Origin of the sequence: Rhodococcus sp. 06-235-1A, assembly GCF_002258785.1 — a bacterium.
GTDB lineage: Bacteria > Actinomycetota > Actinomycetes > Mycobacteriales > Mycobacteriaceae > Rhodococcoides.
Genome location: NZ_NOYI01000009.1, coordinates 358089 through 375155, shown reverse-complemented (window position 1 = coordinate 375155; position 17067 = coordinate 358089). Strand labels below are relative to the sequence as shown.

Below are 17067 nucleotides of genomic sequence, written 5' to 3'. Positions count from 1 at the left end.
CGACACGGTACCGACAGAAACTCTTCGACGCGGCCCATCGCGTCCCCGCGGGGACGTTATTGCTCTTGCTTTCTCGCCGCGTGGCCCGATACTGACACCAGATGCTGGTTCCGACCGAAGGGTGGTGCAGCCGTGGAAAGTACCGATACCTGGGGCATTGCCAGCGCAGACTTTCTGCGGTGGTATCTGCTCGCAGCCGTTGTCGCGGTGGTTCTCACGCTCGTGGGCAACTGGCTCGCCGCACACCGGTCCATTCCGACGTCTCCGACCGGGCGGGTGCTCACGCCGCCCGAGGTCGGGGCGCTCACCAATGACACGCAGGCGGTGATGGCGTCGTTGGCCATCCTGCGCGGTGCCGACGTGATCGATTCTCGGGGCAGAGCGCGGCGCGCGCTGACCGACACCGAGCGCAGACACCTCGATTGGTTCACTCGCACCGTCCTCGAACGCCTCGGCAGCGGCAAAGCGCCCCTGGTTCGGTCCCGGCTGGTGGCGAACATGTCCGTATCGTGCGCGCAGCTACGAAGCCAGCTCATCGATGAGGGCCTACTGCACGGGCGGTCCGAGCGCGGCGCGTCGACCATCCGCGTGTTCCCGATCCTGTTCGTCGCGGCCGTCGGATTCGTACGGGTGATCTCCGGCCTTGCGAACGGGAAACCGGTGCTGTTCCTCGTCGGCGTCATCGTATTGCTGCTGCTGACGCTCCCGTTCGTTCGGCGACGGCGCCGCCGTACCGCACTCGGGGACGCAGAGCTCCGACGCCTTCGCTCCGAGAACGACTATCTCTCGCCTCGCTCTCGTCCGTCCTTCACCGCATACGGGCCGTCACGCGCTGGCATGTCGGCCGCCCTCTTCGGAGCGGGCGCTCTGCTGATGCTCGATCCGGCCATGGCCGGCGCGCTGAGTTACGGCTCCGCGCACGCCGGCGGTGCCGCATCGTTCGGTTTCGGCGGAGACAGTGGTGGCAGCGGAGGCGACGGCGGTAGCAGCAGTAGCTGCGGTGGTGGCGGCGGCTGTGGCGGTGGGGGCGGGTGCGGCGGATGAGCGTCGATGCTCTGCCGGTGGGGCTCGGAATCGGTTGGCGCTCCGAGATTTCCGGAATCATTTCGCAGTTGCCGGGGCTCGCGTTCTGTGAGGTGATCGCCGAATCGATCGGGGATCACGCACCGGAGCGCCTCACCGGATTGGGCGTCCCCGTCGTCACACACGGAATTGCCTTGTCGCTGGGCGGAGTCGAGCCGGTGGAATCGCACCGAATAGCACACTTGGAGCGGGTGGCCTCGCTGCTCGGGTCGCCAGTCGTGAGCGAACACATCGCGTTCGTTCGTGCCGACGGTATCGAGGCCGGGCATCTGATCCCGATGCCGCGGACCCGCGAGGCCGTGACGGTGCTGACCCGAAACATCGCGCGGACGCAGGATGGGCTGCATGTTCCTCTGGCCGTGGAAAATATTGCGGCACTGTTCGATTGGCCGGAGGACGAGCTCACGGAGAGCGAATTTCTCACAGAGATCGTCGAACGTACGGGAGTGTCGCTGGTCTTGGACATCGCCAACGTCTATGCCAACGCACGCAATCGCCGCCGTGACCCGTGGACCGAACTGGCCCGGTTGCCTCTGGAGCGAATTGCCTACTGCCACATCGCGGGTGGCACCGCACGCGACGGCGTCTACCACGACTCGCACACCGCTCCCGTCCCCGAGGACGTACTCGCGCTGCTCGAGGCATTCACCTCGGCCGGGTACCGCGCGCCGATCATGCTCGAGCGCGACGGTCACTATCCGCCTGAGGTCGAGTTACTGGACGAACTCGACACTTTCGCCGATTCTGCAGGCCTGGAACGAATCACGCCGAACCGGCTGCTGGGTCCGAGAATGTGAGCGAGGACCTGGCCCGCCGTCAGAAGGAGCTCGTCCGAGCGCTCGTTGCGGGGGAACAGCTGCCCAAGGGATTCGATTCCGCGACCATCGACACCGCTCGAACTGCTCTCGTGCGCAAGCGCGCAGCGGAGATCGCGGCTCGGTACCCGGCTGTGCCGTCGGCGATGGGGGAGAGGTACGACGAACTCTTTCACCGATGGGCATCCGGCCGTCCGAAAGTATCGACCGCAGCCGATGCACAGGCCTTCTACGAGGCAATGCGTCGGGCAGGGGAACTCGACGCGACACATCCGGCAGTGCCTGGGCATCGAATGCTCTACATGGCCGAAGCACGCAACCCTTTCGCGCGCTTTCGCAGTCCGCTTCGCGGCACGTGGTTGACGTCGTTGTTCGGCGCGGTTCTGCTCGTCGCGCTGCCGGTGGTCATCGTGACGGGGTTGCTCTCGTACAACGCGTACGGTCCACAGTTCGACCAGGCCAAGCCGGGTGCCGTGGGGTGGCTGCGGTTGCCGTTCTTCGACTGGCCGACGAATCCGGCATGGCTCTACCAGCTCACGCAGGGCCTGCACGTGGGACTGGGCCTGATCATCGTGCCTCTCGTCATCGCCAAACTGTGGTCGGTGATGCCCAAGCTCGTCGAACTTCCGCCGGTGCGATCGCCCGCGCATGCACTCGAACGACTGTCTCTACTGGCTCTCGTCGGTGGCCTGCTGTTCGAGATCGTCACCGGTGTTCTCAACATCCAGTACGACTACGTGTTCGGCTTCGATTTCTACGCCGCCCACTACTTCGGTGCCTGGGTGTTCATCGCCGGATTCGTCGTACACCTCGGCCTCAAGGTGCCGCTCATGTGGCGAACCTTGCGATCGGAGTCGCTGATGGACGTGCTGCGCGCCCGCAACGAAGCTCAGGACCACAACGCCGACGAGTCCCGTCCAGCGACCATGAGTCGACGCGGTGCGATCGGATTGGTCGCCGCCGGAATGGGATTCGTCGCCGTGCTTACGGTCGGCCAGACACTCGGGGGAGTGCTGCGCAAGGCCGCGATTCTGCTGCCCCGTGGGCGCTCGTACGGCGACGGGCCCAACGACTTTCAGATCAACCGGACGGCCGAGGCTGCGGGGATCACCGAGGCGCAGACCGGTGCCGACTGGCAACTGGAGATCAGCAGCGCGGCCGACGACGCCGTTCCAGTGGTGCTGTCCCGAGGCAGGCTGCTGTCGATGCCGCAGCGCACTGCCGAACTCCCCATCGCCTGCGTCGAAGGATGGTCGACGACTCAGACCTGGACCGGCGTTCCGCTGGCCGAGCTTGCCGCGCTCGCCGGTGTGTCCGCACCACGATCGGCCGAGGTGACCTCCCTCGAGCAGAACGGTGCTTTCACGAGAGCAGTACTACAAGGAAACCAAGCAAGCCATCCGAACTCGTTGTTGGCCTTACGAGTCAACGGCGTCGATCTCTCACTCGATCACGGCTATCCCGCGCGCGTGATCGTGCCTGCGCTGCCGGGTGTGCACAACACCAAATGGGTCGCTCGTATCGTGTTCCGTTCGTGACTTTCAGCTGTGCACTTTTCAAACCTCCGTGAATGGTAAACAATCTTTCATCGGCGGCCCGCGGGGTTGCCGACGAGGGTGTAACCCTCGCCTGGATGAGTTCCGAAGGTCACGCCACCATGCACGCTTTGTCCAGAGGCTTCCTCGCCGCAGGTGCAGCACTCACACTGCTGTTCGCCGCAGGCTGTTCGTCGTCCGACGCAGGCAACGCCGTTGCCGCAGACACCACCACATCATCGACGTCAGCCGCTCCCAGCACTACCGACGACGTCTCCGGCCAAGAAGGCATCGACGCGGGTGGCTCCACCGATATCGATGTCGAGATCGGCCAGTGCGTCAAGCTCGGCGGCACGATGACCGCCGCCACCATCGAGAACGCCGAGTGCGGCAGCACCGAATCGAACTACAAGGTCATCGCCAAGGCCGAAGAGAACGAGCAGTGCCCGACCGATGTGAATCAGACCTACTACGAGACTCTGGACGGTGTGGAGCAGGGTGCTCTGTGCCTCGACGTCGACTGGGTGGTCGACGGGTGCATGAGCGTGCCTACCGGAGGTATCGAAGAGCCCGCACGAGTCGACTGCAGCGACCCCAGCGCAACCGACGTCGAACAGGTCACCGAGATCAAGACCGGCACCGCAGATCCCAACGAGTGCCCGGAGGGCGGGTTCGCCTACGAGTCAAGGCAATTCGTCGTGTGTACCACCACGATTTCCTAGTCGAGCCGCGCTGTCATCATCTGAGTGACGTAGTGGTAGTCCACGTGCCCGTACTCGGTGATCGCCGCGTGTACCGCGTCCAACACTCTTTTGCGCCGCGTGTCGTCGAGGATGATATGGCTCGAGTACGTGGCCGCCATCGCGCAGAATTCGTCCGCCGTGTAGCGCTGGACCCATCGGTAGGTCGAGGACGACCACGCGCCGAAGCCGTCCGCGCGGGGCACGGTCGACTCCGATTGCGCACCGAGTGAACGCGCCAGCAGCGGTGCCGCTTCCGGCACGGTTGCGTCGTAGGCCGCCCTGACGGCTTCCCATGCCGGCCCGTCGAGGTCGCTCGGCATGTTCCACCACAACCGAAGGAGGCCGCCGGGGACCAACGCACGGGCGGCAACCGCAGCTCCTTCCTCGTGGTTCACCCAATGCCAGGATTGCGCGGCGACGACGACATCGAACGACGCAGCCGGGACGACACACTCCTCGAACCGCGACACCTGCACCGCGACGTCGAGGTTCGCGGTGCGACGCCGAACTAGGTCCGCCATACCCGAATCCGGTTCCACGGCAACAACGGACGCGCCGAGTTCGGCCAAGGCAACAGTGGCTTTGCCGGTACCTGCTCCCGCCTCGAGCACTCGCAGCCTGCCGCCGGTCGCGATGTCGGCGTACAGCTCGGCTGGGTACCCGGGTCGCGCCCGGTCGTAGTTCTCCGCAACTCGACCGAAGGTCAATCCACGTCCCGGCTGCTCGTCCTGAGGCATGTTAGCCAGAGTACCGATCCACAGTTCTGTAGTCGGTCATCGACTTGCCAGCCACAGCCCTCTTGGTAAAGAGTGATTCAAACCACTACGCCTGCCCGTGGAGGAGACCGCATGACCGAGACGACTGCACCCCCGAAGTGGAAGGTGGTCGGACCCGGCCTGGTGGTCGCCGCCACCGGCATCGGAGCCGCCGACCTGGTGGCGACCTTGGTCGCCGGCTCGCGCTACGGCTACGCCCTGCTCTGGGTCATCATTGTCGGCGTCGTCATGAAAGTTGTTCTGGTGGAGGGTGCCGGACGCTACACGTTGGCGTCGGGCAACACGATATTCCAGGGCTGGCGGTCGCTGGGCAAATGGACGACGGTGTACTTCGCGCCTTACATCGTCATCTGGGGATTCGTCTACGGCGCTGCGGCGATGTCGTCGAGCGCGCTGCCGATCGTCGCGCTGTTTCCCGCCCTGGATCTCAAAGTCGTCGCCATCGCGTCCGGGCTTCTCGGGTTCGCGTTGATCTGGCTGGGTAGCTACGGGTTCTTCGAGAAGATCATCACCGTCTTCGTCGGCATCATGTTCGTGACGGTCATCGGCGCTGCGGTAGTGGCGGTTCCGAACGTCCCCGCGATCGTCAAGGGCCTCGTCCCCACCATTCCCGACGGCTCCATCGTGTACGTCCTCGGCCTCGCCGGTGGTGTCGGCGGAACCATCACGCTCGCCGCCTACGGCTATTGGCTCCGCGAGAAGGGTTGGATCACACCGAAATTCATGCGAGTCATGCGGATCGACAATTCGATGGCCTACGTCATCTCCGGAATCTTCGTCCTCGCGATGCTCATCGTCGGTGCCGAACTGCTGTACTCGTCGCAGATCGCGATTTCCACCGGAGATCAGGGCTTGATTCAGTTGTCCGACGTCCTCGCAGAGCGCTACGGCACCGTGTTCGGCTACGTGTTTCTCATCGGCTTCTGGTCGGCGTCGTTCTCGTCGCTGATCGGGGTGTGGAACGGGGTGAGCCTGATGTTCGCGGACTTCGTCGGCAATCTGAAGGGGCTCGAACAGGGCCATTCGGATACGCGTGTGGGTGGCAAGTACTTCCGCTGGTACGTCGCATGGCTGACGTTCCCGCCCATGGTGCTGTTGTGGCTCGACCAACCGATCGGGCTCGTACTCACGTACGGGGTGCTGGGGGCAGTCTTCATGCCGTTCCTGGCGGTGACTCTGCTGATTCTTCTCAACAGCGACCGAGTACCGAAGCAGTGGCGCAACGGCTGGTTCACCAACCTCACACTGGGCGTCTGCGCATTCCTGTTCGCATGGCTGGCCGTCGACCAGGTACTGGACGCCCTCGACAAGTACGTGTACTAGCCGGCGGCTTCCAGGCGTGAGCGCAGCGTCGACTCCGTGTGCTTGATCGCCTGACCCACAACGGGTTCGACTACAGCGGCGAGCACCTTGCCTGCGATGCCGCCGGGCAGGCTGTAGCGGAACACCACATCCAGACGAGTACCGCCGTCTGCGGTATCGGAGAACGACCACGTGGACGAGTTGGACAGGCCCTCGACCGATTCGAGCGTGAGCCTCTCGTTCTGGACCCATTCGGTGACGTGCACAACGGAGGTGAGGGCCTTCGGACCGATCTGCATCGTCGCGTCGTACCTGGCACCGAGCCCTGAAGTGACCTCGCTCGTCGGCTCGAAACGGGTGATGCCGAACATCCACTGCGGGACATTCCTGAAGTCGTCCATGTAGGCGAACGCCGCGTCGCGACTGGTCGATGCCACGGCCGAACGATTGATTTCACGCACTCGTGCACCCTAGTACACGCTACGGCGTGTTACACACACTTTGCTGCATCGGCCTACCGGCGAACGTATCCCGCCTGTTTGTCCACCACGTTGGCCAGCGGCGAGCCGGTCAGATATCGACCCAGGTTGTCCTCGAACAACTGCCACAGGCGCTCGGCGAAGTCGTCGGCGTCGCCTGCGAGATGCGCGGTCAGGATGACGTTGTCCAGATCCCACAGCGGACTCGTTTCGGGTAGCGGTTCGACCTCGAACACATCGAGCACCGCCCACCCGATCGCGCCCGAGGCCAGGGCCCCGGACAGCGCTGCTTCGTCGACGACGGGACCGCGAGCGATATTGACCAGTCCTGCATCGGGACGCATAGCGTCGAGCACCTCGATGTCGACGAGACCTCGAGTTCTGTCGGTCAGCGGCGCAGCCAGTACGATCACGTCGTATTCACCTGCATACGAGGGCAATTCGTGGACATCCAGGATCTGCCCGAACTCCGCATCCCCCGGACGTCGGGACGTTGCCGACGCATCGACGCGCATGCCGAGTGCGCCCAGCACTCGGGCGATTTCCCGTCCGATCGAGCCCGGTCCGACGACAAGAGCGTGCCGACCCTGGATTCCGTTGGTGCCCCGATGCTCCCAGACCCGCTCGCGCTGGCGTCGGAGCGCCTGGGGCAACTTCTTGACCGACGCCAGAATGCCGGCTGCGACGTACTCGGCAATTGCCCGGTCGAGAATTCCGCCGGAGTTGGTCAGCAGCCACGGACCCTCGCGCAGAACGGGATCGAGCAGGCGATCGACGCCTGCGCTCGACGCGTGGATCCAGCGAAGGTTCTCGGCATTGCGCCAGACGTCCCGCAGATCGGCGGACTCGAACGTCCGGAACAGCAGCACCTCGGCCCACGAGACCGCACCGGCGAGTTCATCCATCGCGCAGCTTCGGAAGTCCACTCCATCGATTGCGGGCAAAGACTTTCTGTCCGAACCGCTCTCGACCACAAGCACGTTCACCACAGGACTCGCCACCTCCGTACCATGGCACCGTGCTCACCGTAGAACTCGCATCTGCCGCCGACGCTGCAACGATACTCGGCCTCCGGCTTGCCGCCGAGGACTGGTTGGCCGCTCGGCGAATCAATCAGTGGACACCGCGCGAGGTACCTCTGTCGACTGTTGCTGCCCAGATAGACGCAGGGGAGTTCTACATCGCTCGACGCCACCCCGGTGGCCCGATCGTAGGGGCGTTGCGATTGATCTGGGCCGACCCCGCGATCTGGCCGAAACAGGGAGAAGCCGCGGGCTATGTGCACGGATTGGTCATCGACAGAAGCGAATCCGGAACGGGACTGGGCACGTCGATGCTCGAGTGGGCATCGCAACGGACCCGGCAGGAAGGGCGAGCCCTGCTACGTCTGGACTGCGCCGAGACCAACATCGATCTGCGCAGCTACTACCTACGGCAGGGGTTTCGGTACGTCGGTCGGCGCGATTTCGCCGATGGCAGTTCACTGTTCAGCGTCACCCTCTTCGAGAAGTCGACCGACCGGTAGCCTGTCATCCATGGGCGAGAATCGGGATCGTATGCTGCGCGGCGAGCTCTATCGAGACAGTGATCCCGACCTGGTTGCGTCCCGGGTGTCGTGCGGGAAGCTGCTGGACCGATTCAATGCAACCGAGGCGGATCAGAACGACGAACGACGCGAAATTCTCGGCGAGTTGCTCGGATCCTTCGGATCGGATTCGTGGATCATGCCCAGGTTCCAATGCGATTACGGCACATACATTTCCATCGGATCGAATACTTTCCTGAACTACGACGCAATCCTGTTGGACTGCGCGCCCATCACCATCGGCGACGATGTATCGATCGGACCACGGGCACAGCTACTGACGGCGCTGCACCCCATGGAAGATCACGAGGCGCGCCGAACACGCTGGGAGAGTGCTCTTCCCATCACCATCGGGAACAATGTCTGGCTGGGTGCCGGGGTCATCGTCTGCCCGGGAGTGACCGTCGGCGAGAACTCGGTGATCGGAGCCGGGAGTGTCGTCACCCGCGACGTACCGTCGCACACCTTCGCTGCGGGTAACCCTTGTCGGGCAATCCGCGCACTACCGTGAGATCACCGAGTTCAGGATTCTGTCGGAGTCACGAACCAGAGCGCCGACTGCGATCCGTGCGCCCCACCACATCCCCAGCCAGCCGATCGCTACGGCCACCGGAATCGAGAGATACGCCCACGCTCCCGGAAGGAGCAGTGCGAGCAGCAGTGCGGGCACGACCGACACGGCCAGGACCACTATCCCGAGGATGAGGAATCCGAATGCATTGCCGGTGAACGATCCACGCGTGTTCATCGAAAAGGACTTCGTAGCTTCGGGCACCGGGTAGGCACCTCGCACGGAGTTCACGGCGGTCAGACCGGCGCTGACTCCGAGCATCGATATCGTCAACGCGATAGGGATCTCCAGTCGATCGAGCCCGAGGTCGCCGAATACTCGAACCACCACGACCGGCACGATCGCGAAGGGGGCTGCGATCAGCAACCAGGCGATCTGCCGACCACGGATGTCGTCAGGGAGGGCCTGCGGAATCATCACCAGGTGCCACATCGAACCACCGTCGAGACCGTAGGAATTCGATCCCGCACCCATCGCCATGACGATCACGATCCACGCGCCCCAGGCGGCCGTGAACGGAATCGAGTCGGTCACCAACGGGCCGATACCAGCCAGCACGGCGAAGATCAGGACCGACAGCAGCTGACTTCGACGACGCATGTCACCGCGCCACAGGGTCAGCTCCCGGGTCACCACCGCGCCGACCCGCGTTGCTCGCCACCCTGTTGCTCCGTCGCGACCCATCGCTGCCGTCTGCTTACGGGTCGATCCAGACGACGTCGAGACCCGTCCCTCGAAGTGGCGCAGAACCAGGCGCTGCCAGGCCCACACCAGTGCGACGTCCAGCACCAACAATCCCACCACCGCGCCGATCGCCAGCAGCCAATTGCCGTCGAGCACAGCGTCGACGCCGGTAATCCCCCAGCTGAAGGGAATCGAATGAGCCAGCGTGAGCGGCCATGTCACCTCACCCGACAGCACTCGATCGAGATTCTGGGTGATGGGGAATTGCAGGAAGTACAGACCACCGAAGATGGCTCCGAACGCCAGCAACGCGAACTCACGGCTGCGTCGACTCTTGAGTAGTTGCGACATCGCCAGCGTCACCACCCTCGACAACGTCACGAAGAGCACGACGGTCGCAGGCCAGGCCACCAGAGCCAGAGGCAGTGCTGCGACCGAGTGGGACAGAGCGTAGATCGGAATGGACGCTGTCGCGACGATCGTCAGTGGAACCAATATGCCGACCACCGACGTGGTCAGCAGCGCACGGGCCAGTCGCGCGGGATCGACGGACAGCAGTTGGAAGTGGCGAGGCTGGATGTTGTCGTCGGAGATCCCCGACAGCACCGGGAACAGCACCCAACTCAGGCCGGTCAGGGTCAGCCCGAGGCTCGCGGTGCCGCCCACCAGTACCTGCGACGCGTCGGTTCGAGCCGCCATCACGCATGCGAGAACCGCGAAGGCCAGCCCCAGCAATCCGAACACGGTCTTGATGACTGCTTGGCCACCCTTGAACTGCCTGCAGTAGAGCGTGATTCGCATCTGCAGGACCGTGCGGCCGACAGACATCACGAGCGCATCCAGGACAGGCCGTCCGGGTTCTGATCGCGAGTGCCGACGAGGCGGACGAAGGCATCGTCCAAGGTGCCGCCGCCGCGGACCTCGTCGACGGTTCCGGCCGCCACCACTCGGCCTCCGGTGATGACGCCGACGTGCGTGCACAGTTGCTCGACGAGCGCCATGACGTGGCTCGACAGAATCACCGACCCACCGGAGCGGACGAACTGGACGAGGATGGTTCGAATCGTGGTGGAGGAGATGGGGTCGACCGCCTCGAAAGGCTCGTCCAGCACCAGCAATCGGGGCCCGTGCAGCAACGCCGAGGCCAGCCCGATTTTCTTCGTCATTCCCGCGGAGTAGTCGGCGATGACTGTTCCGCCCGCGTCGGTGAGGTCCAGTGCGTCCAGCAGCTCGTCTCGACGCTGCGCGATGACGTCCTCCGGCATCGCGCGCAGTCGACCGATGTAGGTCAGGAGCTCGTGGCCGGTGAACTGGGAGGGCAAGGTCAGTCCGTCGGGCAGCACGCCGAGCAGTTCTTTCGCCGCGGTCGGATCGGCCCAGACGTCTCGGCCGAATACCAGACTCCGCCCGTATTGCGGTCTCAGCAGGCCCACTGCCATGGAGAGCGATGTCGTCTTGCCTGCACCGTTGGGCCCGACCAACCCGAACATCGAACCGGGCGGAACCATCAGCGACAGATCGTCGACCGCAGGCTTGGGTCCGAAGGCCATGCACAGGTGCTCGAGCAGCAGGGCGGCGGAGTTCGTTTGCACAGGTAACAGACTAGCCGGTATGAGCGGTTTCGTCATGCGGTGCCGGCCGAACGCACCGGTACCATTCGGGCATGAATCGCACTGCAGTGGTCACCGGGGCGTCGTCGGGCATCGGACGGGCCGTCGCGTCGGCGCTGGTCGCCCGCGGCTACCGGGTGATCGGCACCTCCCGAAACCCGGATTCGATGACCGACGCGCAACGGGCGCCGGGCGTCGAATATCGAGCCCTCGACCTGACCGACAGCGAGTCGATCGGCACGTTCGTCGCGGAGCTGGGCGCCGTCGATGTTCTGGTCAACAACGCAGGCGAGAGCCAGTCGGGACCCTTCGAGGAACTGCCGACCGACGCCATCGAACGACTCTTCCAATTGAACGTGTTCGGCGCAGTGACGCTGTCGCAGAACGTTATTCCTGGTATGCGCGAGCGGGGTTACGGCCGCATCGTGATGGTCGGGTCGATGCTGGCCAGCTTCCCCCTCGCCTATCGCTCGTCCTACGCATCGACGAAGGCTGCGATCAAGGGCTTCTCCGACGCGGCGCGTCTGGAACTCTCTCCCTTCGGCGTGTGGATGACCACCGTCGAGCCGGGATCGATCAACACCGGAATCAGCGAACGCCGTACAAAGTACATCGCCGCGGACTCGGTCCACCGAGACGATTTCCACACAGCGATCTCGTCCCTGGATCGCAAGGAGGGAACCGGCATCTCCGCCGAGGACGTCGCCGAGGTAGTACTGAAGGCCATCGAGGCCGACAAGCCGAAACCCTTGTACGCCAGAGGAAGCAACGCACCGGTCGTGTTCCTGGCGCGACGGTTGCTGCCGGCGACGTTCATGGAGAAGACGATCGCGAAGATGTTCGGGCTGAAGAGATAGTTTGAACCTCTGACCTGCGGGAATACAGCCGGGTGATAGAAACTCTCGCCCTGGTCCTGGCTGCCACAGGTCTGATCGTCGCCGCGCAGGTGATCTCGAAGAAGACAACGCTGCCCGCGGCAGCGTTGCTGACCTTGGCCGGCCTGGCCGTCTCGGCGTCGGCGTTGCCCGACATCGTCCTCGACCCCGAAGTCGTTCTGACCCTGGTGATCCCGCCGCTGCTCTACAGCGCTGCCCTGAACTCGTCACTGATCGCCATCCGCCGCAACGTGTGGACGATCCTGAGTTTGTCGGTCGCCCTCGTGGTGGCGACAGCTGCCCTCGTCGGCGTCGGTCTGTGGTTGCTCGTTCCGGGCATCACGCTGGCCGCTGGTATGGCGCTCGGTGCCGCCGTGGCACCGCCCGACCCGGTGGCCGCACTCGCGGTCGGTCGACGCGCCGGCATTCCACCGAAGCTGGTGACCCTCATCGAAGGAGAGGGATTGCTGAACGACGCCACCGCGCTGACGATGCTGACCGTGGCTATCGCCGCCATCTCCAGCCAGGACATGACGTTCGCTCACGCCGGCGGACTGTTCGTGTTGGCCGCAGTCGGCGGCATCATCGTCGGATTGGTCGTCGCCCTGCTGATCCGACTGGTGCAGCGATACATTCACGATTCTTTGCTGCTCAACATCGTGTCGCTGGCGACGCCGTTCGTTGCTTATCTGGCGGCAGAAGAAGTCCATGCGTCGGGAGTTCTGGCCGTCGTGGTTGCGGCACTGGTGATCGGGCATCACACTCGCCACGCCATCTCCGGAGCCAGCCGCCTGCAGACCAGCGCAGTGTGGCGGCTGATAGATCTGCTGCTGGAGGGCTTCGTGTTTCTGTTGATCGGCGAGCAGTTGCCCACCGTGGTGGGCGGCCTGTCGGCCTACTCGGGGACGACCATCGCCCTCGCAGTCACGGTCACGCTCGCCGGCGTCCTGCTGCTGCGTCCGCTGTGGTTGCTGACCACGGGGCTGTCCGCCCGCGAGGCGGTGGTGATGAGTTGGGCTGGTACTCGCGGAGTCATCACCGTCGCCGCCGTCTTCACGTTGCCGCTGACCATCGACTCGGGCGAACCGTTCGAGAGCCGAGATCTGCTGCTGTTCTGTGCATTTCTCGTCGTGCTGGTGACGGTGATAGGTCAAGGGCTGACATTCGCTCCACTGGTGCGAAAGCTGAACGTCGTCGCGGACCCCGCAGCAGAGGCGCGTCTGCGCAACGAGGCACGCGAGGGTTCGACGAAAGCTGCTCTGTCACAGCTGGACCGAATTGCGGACGAGGAGAACCTGGACGACGAGGGGCGGGAGATACTGCGTCGCGAGTTGAAGCACCGTATCGACCGCTACCATCGCCGCCTGGATCACCTCGACGAGTCCGAGATCGGCGACGCGGTCATCTCACCCGAGCAGACTGCTGCGATGACTACGCGTCGCCGCATCCTCGACGTCGAGCGCGAGGAACTGCTGTGCTGGCGAGACGCCGGACGGCTGCCGGACAACAGCATGCGCAGCCTCGAGCACGAACTCGATCACGAGGAGCATTCGTTCCGCCCGCATCGAGAGACCGATTAGCCGGCAATGGCTGCGTGCATCTCCCACACGATCACTTCGGCTCCGGTGGCGGTGCTCAGCTTCTGACCGCCGCCTCCGCTGACACGAAGGCGTCGCCCTCGCCCAATAGTCCAACGCCCTCGAGCATCGCCTCACCCTCCGCCACGAAGATGTGCACGAACGGCGCGTCAGGCACCTCGACGGGGGCCTGCCCGGCCTGCAAGCGCGCCACGTGCATGGCCGCGTACTTGTTCTTGATGCGGATGGCTGCATGATCGGCGTGGTCGGCCATGCCGGAAGCAACGGGAACCAAACCGCCACTGAGTAATTCGTTGTCGATTTCCAGCTGCTCGTAGCCCGGCGTGATGCCCTGCTCATCGGGTACGACCCACATCTGGACGAACCGAACAGGATCGCCGTGCTTGCCCGAATACGAGCCTGCGGTATCGCCGAGTCTCCACGAATCGTTCTTCTCCGAATGCAGAATTCCCGTACCTGCACTCATGCGCTGCGCGAGTCCTGGGTAGATGACGCCAGAGTGGCCCATCGAGTCCTGGTGCACCAGTGATCCCTGTAGAACCCAGGTGACGATCTCCATGTCGCGATGCGGGTGCGTATCGAATCCCATTCCTGGGGTGACGATGTCGTCGTTGTTGACCATGAGGACACCGTGGTGGGTGTTGCCGCGATCGAAGTGGTTGCCGAAGGAGAAGGAGTGCTTGGAGTCGAGCCAACCGATCTTCGTCTCGAATCGGTCGTCGGCCCGGCGGATGTCGAGTGTGGTTGCTGCAGAGGTCATGTCATTGCCTCGAATCTCGAAGTAGGTAGGTTCTCAGAGAACGTGCGAGCCGTACATCTCACCGAGCGGATCGGCGATGAGTTCCAGTCGGGCACCGTCGGGGTCGCGGAAGTACAGCGAGACCTCGCTGTGCTCGATCAGTTCGATTCCGGCATCGATCAGCTTGGTACGCAGGTGCTCCCACCTGGTGGGCTCGACACTGATCGCCACGTGGTGGAGACCGCCGAGCACCTCTGCATACGGTCCGACGTCCAGTCCGGGAAAGTCGAAGAAGGCCAACAGGTTGCTGTTGCCGATATCGAAGAAGAAGTGCGAGGAGCCCGGGTAGTCACGGTTCTCGATGAGCTCGGTGAGAGGAAACTCGAGCAGATCCTGGTAGAAGCGAACCGTTTTCTCGACGTCGCTGCTGACCAACGCGGTGTGGTGGAGGCCGCGAGCCGACGACGCCGGCCGTTCGCCTGCCGGCTTCAGGTACTGCCCACGAATACGTTCTCGCTGCTCTTCGTGTTCCTGCGCTCGGCGTGTCTCTTCGGCAGTCAGTTCGTTGGTCATCGCTCCACCCTCCAAGGTCAAGTAGTTGCTTCGTCAACTACTAAGAACAGTACACCCACTAATTGCGTTGTCAACTACTATGGGGACATGGAATCCACCCGGTGGCTCAGCCAGGACGAACAGCTGGCCTGGCGCGCATACCTCGACGCGACGCGGCTGCTGCTTCGCGATCTCGACAATCAGCTCACGCGCGACTCCGGGATATCGTTCACCGACTTCGAGCTACTGGTGGTGCTCTCCGAAGCGCCCGATCGCCGACGCCGCATGAGCGAACTCGCCGACGCCGTCACCACCACTCGCAGCGGTGTCACCAGGGCCATCAGCCGGCTCGTCGAGTGCGGTTGGGTCCGGCGCGTCAAATGCGACGACGACAAGCGAGGCATGTCCGCCGAACTCACCGAGGCAGGACTGAAGACCCTCGCCTCCGCCAGTCCAGGACACGTCGAGGCGGTGCGAAGAAACATGTTCGACCTCGTGGATCCGAAGGATCTCGCGGCTCTGACCCGGACGTTCTCGGCAATGCGGAACCACGCGTCGTGACACTCACACACATTCCCGGTGATCAACGGCATCACTGGTGGAACGAATGGCTCGATTCCCAGCAGTCCTTCCCCGCGACCGGCAACTACGACCTGGCGGCCAATGCGCACGGGCTGCTGATGGTGCACAACGAGGACACGGTCTTTCCCGGCGAAGGATTCGACTCGCACGAGCACCGGAACATGGAGATCCTCACCTGGGTACTCGAGGGCACACTCGAACACACGGATTCCGAAGGCCACAGCGGACTGATCCGCCCCGGACTGATTCAACGCATGAGTGCCGGCACCGGCATACGGCACACCGAACGCAACGCGTCGAGCCTGACCAGCCGGGAGAAGCTACGCGTCGTGCAGATGTGGATCCCGCCGGATGCCGACGGACGGATGCCCTCGTACGACGAACTGGATGTGCGCGACGAGTTGGCAGCCGGCGAGCTCGTCTGCGTGGCATCGGGCATGCCGGGCGGAAATGGGGTACGCATCGGCAATCGGTATGCGGCACTGCACGTTGCGCGACTCCAGCCCGAGCAGTCCATCACCGTTCCCGACGCTCCGTTCGGTCACGTTTTCGTCGCCGACGGCTCAGTGGTGTTCGAGGACATCGGCGATCTCGCCCAGGGCGACGCGGTGCGACTGACCGGTACCGGCGGGCACCGTGTGACAGCATCGACTGCGAGCGAGATCATGATCTGGGAAATGCACGCCGAGTTCGCCTGACCGAGTTCTTCTGAGACAGGGAGATTCACCATGCCGACAGTGGTCACCGACGACTCCGTCACCCTGAGCTATATCGACGAGGGCACCGGACCGGCCGTGGTGCTCGTCGCGGGATTCTGCGCCCCTGCCAGCACCTGGGCTCTGCAGCAGAAGGCGTTGGTGGCCAACGGATATCGCGTTCTGGCGCTCGATCGACGAGGACACGGCACCTCGGAGGCACCGACACACGGCGCGTCCATGGAGCGGCACGGACGGGATGTGGCGAACTTCCTGTCGGAGGTGAGCGTCGACGAGGCCGTACTGATCGGCGGATCGATGGGAGCGAGCACCGTCTGGTCGTATGTGTCGCAGTTCGGCACCGACCGCGTTCGCGCCATCGTGTCGGTGGATCAGACACCGAAAATGGCGAACAGCGCCGACTGGGCCAACGGGTTCTACGGTCTCACCGAGAGCAATCGAACGACGTTCTTCGACAACGGAATACCCGATACCGGCCATGGCCGGCCTCAGTGGAAATCCGTACCGTCGCTGGTGAAGCTCGTGCTCGCACTACGAACGATGCCGAAGATGGCGTCGCCCGACACCCCACCGATGAAGGCTCTGCTCGCCGATCACGCAGCGCAGGATTGGCGGGCAACCATTGCCGGTATCGACAGGCCGTACCTGATGGTCGCCGGGCGCGACAGTCAGTTCTGGCCTGCTGCACACGCTTCCGAGTCGGTGGACCTGAACCCGCTCGGACGATCGGTTGTGCTGGAGAACTGTGGTCACGCCGCGAACATGGACCGTCCGAAGGAATTCAATGCGGCGATGCTGGAGTTCCTCGACTCGATCGAGTGA

At 63.9% G+C, this 17067-nt stretch carries 18 protein-coding genes and 1 pseudogene; 12 read left to right on the top strand and 7 right to left on the bottom strand.

The features are described from left to right. Positions 1-132: 132 nt before the first annotated feature. The 4 genes from CH275_RS08605 to lppU all read left to right on the top strand — a co-directional run bounded on the left by CH275_RS08605 (position 133) and on the right by lppU (position 4155). Positions 133-1044, top strand: a complete 912-nt coding sequence (locus tag CH275_RS08605) for a TIGR04222 domain-containing membrane protein (RefSeq protein WP_256990924.1) — start codon at positions 133-135, stop codon at positions 1042-1044. After that, positions 1041-1880 (top strand): DUF692 domain-containing protein, encoded by an 840-nt coding sequence (locus CH275_RS08600; protein ID WP_094677015.1) that lies wholly within the window; start codon positions 1041-1043, stop codon positions 1878-1880. Before CH275_RS08605 ends, CH275_RS08600 begins: the two co-directional genes overlap by 4 nt. A 311-nt stretch (positions 1881-2191) precedes the next feature. Further along, positions 2192-3436 carry a molybdopterin-dependent oxidoreductase gene (locus tag CH275_RS08595; RefSeq protein WP_094677365.1) on the top strand — a complete coding sequence of 415 codons (1245 nt, stop codon included), beginning with the start codon at positions 2192-2194 and terminating at the stop codon, positions 3434-3436. 119 nt (positions 3437-3555) lie between these two features. Beyond that, entirely contained in the window at positions 3556-4155 is a 600-nt protein-coding gene (gene lppU / locus CH275_RS08590) for an LppU family putative lipoprotein (protein ID WP_094677363.1), read from the top strand. On the opposite strand, the gene CH275_RS08585 is transcribed toward lppU, so the two are convergent. After that, positions 4152-4913 carry a class I SAM-dependent methyltransferase gene (locus CH275_RS08585; RefSeq protein ID WP_094677013.1) on the bottom strand — a complete coding sequence of 254 codons (762 nt, stop codon included), beginning with the start codon at positions 4911-4913 and terminating at the stop codon, positions 4152-4154. The genes lppU and CH275_RS08585 overlap by 4 nt on opposite strands. Before the next feature lie 111 nt (positions 4914-5024). Here CH275_RS08585 and CH275_RS08580 point away from each other — a divergent pair, with 111 nt between their 5' ends. Then, positions 5025-6275, top strand: a complete 1251-nt coding sequence (locus CH275_RS08580; RefSeq protein ID WP_094677361.1) for an Nramp family divalent metal transporter — start codon at positions 5025-5027, stop codon at positions 6273-6275. Here CH275_RS08580 and CH275_RS08575 read toward each other — a convergent pair. Further along, positions 6272-6691: an SRPBCC family protein gene (locus CH275_RS08575; RefSeq protein ID WP_373453691.1), complete on the bottom strand. Its 420-nt coding sequence runs from the start codon at positions 6689-6691 to the stop codon at positions 6272-6274. The two genes, CH275_RS08580 and CH275_RS08575, sit on opposite strands and share 4 nt — an antisense overlap. A gap of 77 nt (positions 6692-6768) precedes the next feature. After that, positions 6769-7638 (bottom strand): D-2-hydroxyacid dehydrogenase, encoded by an 870-nt coding sequence (locus tag CH275_RS08570; RefSeq protein ID WP_094677009.1) that lies wholly within the window; start codon positions 7636-7638, stop codon positions 6769-6771. Positions 7639-7751: 113 nt separating this feature from the next. On the opposite strand from CH275_RS08570, the gene CH275_RS08565 reads away from it, so the two are divergent. Together CH275_RS08565 and CH275_RS08560 are read left to right on the top strand one after the other, a co-directional pair. Continuing rightward, complete coding sequence (locus tag CH275_RS08565) at positions 7752-8258, top strand: GNAT family N-acetyltransferase (RefSeq protein ID WP_094677007.1); 507 nt, start codon at positions 7752-7754, stop codon at positions 8256-8258. Positions 8259-8268: 10 nt separating this feature from the next. Next, the gene (locus CH275_RS08560) at positions 8269-8829 is read left to right on the top strand and encodes a sugar O-acetyltransferase (protein ID WP_094677005.1); all 561 of its coding nucleotides are present in this window, start codon (positions 8269-8271) and stop codon (positions 8827-8829) included. On the opposite strand, the gene CH275_RS08555 is transcribed toward CH275_RS08560, so the two are convergent. Then, positions 8821-10374 (bottom strand): ABC transporter permease, encoded by a 1554-nt coding sequence (locus tag CH275_RS08555; RefSeq protein ID WP_256990922.1) that lies wholly within the window; start codon positions 10372-10374, stop codon positions 8821-8823. The two genes, CH275_RS08560 and CH275_RS08555, sit on opposite strands and share 9 nt — an antisense overlap. Positions 10375-10400: 26 nt before the next feature. Further along, entirely contained in the window at positions 10401-11201 is an 801-nt protein-coding gene (locus CH275_RS08550; RefSeq protein ID WP_179276042.1) for an ABC transporter ATP-binding protein, read from the bottom strand. Positions 11202-11236: 35 nt separating this feature from the next. On the opposite strand from CH275_RS08550, the gene CH275_RS08545 reads away from it, so the two are divergent. Both CH275_RS08545 and CH275_RS08540 read left to right on the top strand, forming a co-directional pair. Beyond that, positions 11237-12040: an SDR family oxidoreductase gene (locus CH275_RS08545; protein ID WP_094677001.1), complete on the top strand. Its 804-nt coding sequence runs from the start codon at positions 11237-11239 to the stop codon at positions 12038-12040. 32 nt (positions 12041-12072) lie between these two features. Continuing rightward, positions 12073-13638 (top strand): Na+/H+ antiporter, encoded by a 1566-nt coding sequence (locus CH275_RS08540; protein WP_094676999.1) that lies wholly within the window; start codon positions 12073-12075, stop codon positions 13636-13638. Here CH275_RS08540 and CH275_RS08535 read toward each other — a convergent pair. Together CH275_RS08535 and CH275_RS08530 are read right to left on the bottom strand one after the other, a co-directional pair. Continuing rightward, positions 13635-14416: pseudogene (locus tag CH275_RS08535) on the bottom strand (pirin family protein). The gene CH275_RS08540 and the pseudogene CH275_RS08535 overlap by 4 nt on opposite strands. Before the next feature lie 33 nt (positions 14417-14449). Continuing rightward, entirely contained in the window at positions 14450-14968 is a 519-nt protein-coding gene (locus CH275_RS08530) for a VOC family protein (protein WP_094676997.1), read from the bottom strand. Positions 14969-15055: 87 nt separating this feature from the next. On the opposite strand from CH275_RS08530, the gene CH275_RS08525 reads away from it, so the two are divergent. The 3 genes from CH275_RS08525 to CH275_RS08515 are packed head-to-tail and all read left to right on the top strand — an operon-like array spanning position 15056 to position 17067. Continuing rightward, positions 15056-15508 carry a MarR family winged helix-turn-helix transcriptional regulator gene (locus tag CH275_RS08525; RefSeq protein ID WP_094676995.1) on the top strand — a complete coding sequence of 151 codons (453 nt, stop codon included), beginning with the start codon at positions 15056-15058 and terminating at the stop codon, positions 15506-15508. After that, positions 15505-16227 (top strand): pirin family protein, encoded by a 723-nt coding sequence (locus CH275_RS08520; RefSeq protein ID WP_094676993.1) that lies wholly within the window; start codon positions 15505-15507, stop codon positions 16225-16227. Before CH275_RS08525 ends, CH275_RS08520 begins: the two co-directional genes overlap by 4 nt. A 30-nt stretch (positions 16228-16257) precedes the next feature. Beyond that, positions 16258-17067: an alpha/beta fold hydrolase gene (locus CH275_RS08515; RefSeq protein ID WP_094676991.1), complete on the top strand. Its 810-nt coding sequence runs from the start codon at positions 16258-16260 to the stop codon at positions 17065-17067.